Here is a 3413-nt window from a genome sequence, read left to right on the forward strand (position 1 = left end):
TATATGATAATCAAGTACCTGCATGGATCAACAGTTATTTGGCCGGAAAAAAACACGCGATCAGTCCAAAAGCTACTATGTTACTCTCTCAGTTTCTAGGAAATGATCTTAGTAAAATTGCAAATGAGTTAGACAAATTAATCCTCAACCTTGATGGACGTAAAGACATTAGTGAAGATGACATTGAGCAAAACATTGGCATAAGCAAAGACTTCAATAATTTCGAGTTAGTTAAAGCGCTTGGCGAAAAAGATATTTTCAAAGCGAATATGATCGCCAATTATTTTGAGAACAATCCAAAAAACAATCCTATGATTGTTACCATAAGTGTTCTTTATAATTTCTTTTCTAAAGTGCTGTCTTATCATTTCCTAAAAGACAAAAGCAGTAAAAATGTAGCTACTCAACTTAAAGTATCGCCCTTTTTCGTGAAGGACTATATTGAAGGTGCAAATAATTACAAAAGCAGGAAAACCGTTGCGATAGTTGAACTTCTTAGAGAGTATGATCTCAAATCTAAGGGTGTGGGAAGTGTCTCCACAAGCGAAGGAGCACTACTAAAAGAGCTGATCTATAAAATATTACACTGATCACTAAAAAACTTCGACAAGAAGTGTGGAATAACACGATTGCGTAGTTCTATATTCCCTTTTTTGATTTAATTTTACCTCCCATGTGAACGTAAATTTCATTTGGGTTGTCTAAAAAAACGAAATACATATTTGTTACAGGTGGTGTTACCTCATCCTTAGGGAAAGGCATACTTGCCGCCTCTCTCGCTAAACTTCTACAAGCCAGAGGATACTCGGTTACAATTCAAAAATTAGATCCCTACATCAATATTGATCCCGGCACATTAAATCCTTACGAACATGGAGAATGTTTTGTAACGGACGATGGCGCAGAAACAGATTTAGACCTTGGTCATTATGAAAGGTATCTGAACATCCCAACCTCTCAAGCAAACAACGTTACAACTGGTAAAATTTATCAATCGGTAATCGAAAAAGAGAGACGCGGTGAATATTTAGGGAAAACGGTTCAAGTAATTCCTCACATCACAAACGAAATTAAAAGATGCATCAGACTCCTTGGAGAAACTGGTGAATACGATATTATCATTACAGAAATCGGTGGTACTGTTGGCGATATAGAATCACTACCATATATAGAGGCTGTTCGTCAGATGAAATGGGAAAGCGATGGAGATATGCTTGTTATTCATTTAACACTGTTACCATATTTATCTACATCAGGAGAGCTTAAGACTAAGCCTACACAGCATTCTGTTAAAACGCTACTGGAGTCTGGAGTACAACCAGACATATTAGTCTGTAGATCAAATCACAATCTTACAGATTCGATTCGGAAAAAGATTGCGTTATTCTGCAACGTTGGGATAGAATGTGTTATAGAATCTATTGATGCTGAATCGATCTACGATGTTCCTCTTTTAATGAAAGAAGAAGAACTAGATACGGTTTGCTTAGAAAAATTAAATTTAGAATTAGGAAGCGATCCTGAATTGATTGTTTGGAGAGAGTTCTTAAAGCGAATTAAAAATCCTAAACAAACAGTTACTATTGGTTTAATTGGGAAATATGTAGAGCTTCAAGATTCATACAAATCAATTGCTGAATCATTTATTCATGCTGGCGCTGCGAACAACTGCCAAGTTAACGTACAGTGGATTCATTCGGAAGACCTTGAAAAGAGCGACCCAGCTGATCATTTAAAAGAATTACAAGGCATTTTAGTTGCACCAGGATTTGGGAAAAGAGGAATTCCCGGAAAATTGGTAGCCGCTAAATATGCCAGAGAAAACAATATTCCATTTTTAGGAATTTGTCTTGGGATGCAGTGCGCTGTAATTGAGTTCGCTCAGAATGTCTTACATAAACCCAACGCCAACTCAGTAGAAATCGATGAAGGAACGGACTTCCCAGTTATCGATTTAATGGAAAGCCAAAAGACAGTTACAGATAAAGGTGGCACAATGAGATTAGGACAATATCCTTGCGCAATAACAAAAGACACTCTAGCATCGGAGATATACAACGAGTCCAATATAATGGAACGTCACCGTCATCGTTTTGAATTCAACAATGCTTATAAAGCCGAATTCGAAGCTGCAGGCATGATAGCCTCAGGAATCAATCCAGATAGCGATCTTGTGGAAATTATTGAAATACCAAATCACCCATGGTATGTTGGTGTTCAATTCCACCCGGAGTATAAAAGCACCGTTTCTAAGCCTCACCCACTTTTCGTGAACTTCGTTAAGGCAGCAGCCAGAAACTAGTTAACTCTCTAGCCCCTAATTCTTAGTATTTAAAGGCAGATATAGTATCTTTGCCTCCCCAAATTAATTTTAATAAATGGACAAGAATTCTACATTAGGCATGCTACTAATAGGTGGCATAATCATGGCCTACCTAACCTACATTTCTCCATCAGAAGAAGAACTCGCTAGAGCTCAGGTGATTCAAGATTCAATTGAACAAATTGAAACTAAAAAAATTAAATCTTCAGAAGTATCAGCACCGGAAACACATGTACAATCTACTATAGTAGATACACTAAAAACGGATAGTGTTTCTATCACCGAATTAGGATTTAACACTAAACAGAACGCACAAAACCAATACGTTACTATTGAGAATGAGCTCATTCGAGTTACACTAAGCTCTCTAGGTGGACAGGTATCTAGTGTAGAACTAAAGAATTACCAAACATATGATTCACTGCCGTTAATACTATTTGATGAAGCGCATTCTGAATTCGGGTTGAAATTCTTTACTGGTAATCAACGAATTACGACAAGCGAACTTCAGTTTCAAGCAGAAGGAGAATCTTTCGTTGTAGCCAACGATGATTCGAAGTCAATTTCAATGCGTTATTACGCATCGCCTTCGGAATATGTAGAGTACGAATACACCCTTTCTGGAAACAGTTATGAGGTAGGTACAACAATCAACTTAGTTGGCATTAACAATCTAGTCGCTTCTAATATTGTTGACATGGATTTAGATTGGACTGTAACAGCTCTTCCTTTAGAGAAAAACATCAAAGACGAAAGAAGCAAATACACCACGATATATTACAAATACGCAGGTGATGAAGTAGATTACATTTCGGAAGGATCGGACGACGACATTAAAGCAGATGCAAAAATTAAATGGATTGCATACAAGCAACAGTTTTTCTCTTCTATCCTAACAGCTGAAACGGCTTTCCATAAACCGATTAGCATGAGCACAGTTGCTTTAGAAGATTCTGCACATGTTCTTAAAACAATGTCCTCTACATTGGCTATTCCATTCGAACATTCACCAACCGAATCGTTCCCGATGAGTTTCTATTTCGGACCTGTGGATTACGATATCTTAAATGACATGGACGACGAGTACGAA

3 protein-coding genes are annotated in these 3413 nt (G+C 37.3%); all 3 read left to right on the top strand.

What is annotated here, in order from left to right:
* A partial coding sequence (locus HRT72_14125) for a DNA polymerase III subunit delta (GenBank protein ID NQY68847.1) occupies positions 1-590 on the top strand: 590 nt, incomplete at its 5' end.
* A 107-nt stretch (positions 591-697) separates the two neighbouring features.
* Positions 698-2302, top strand: coding sequence for a CTP synthase (locus tag HRT72_14130; GenBank protein ID NQY68848.1), 1605 nt, complete (start codon positions 698-700; stop codon positions 2300-2302).
* A gap of 76 nt (positions 2303-2378) precedes the next feature.
* The coding region (gene yidC, locus HRT72_14135; GenBank protein NQY68849.1) for a membrane protein insertase YidC at positions 2379-3413 on the top strand (1035 nt) is incomplete at its 3' end.

The sequence above is a fragment of the Flavobacteriales bacterium genome (assembly GCA_013214975.1).
Classification (GTDB): domain Bacteria; phylum Bacteroidota; class Bacteroidia; order DT-38; family DT-38; genus DT-38.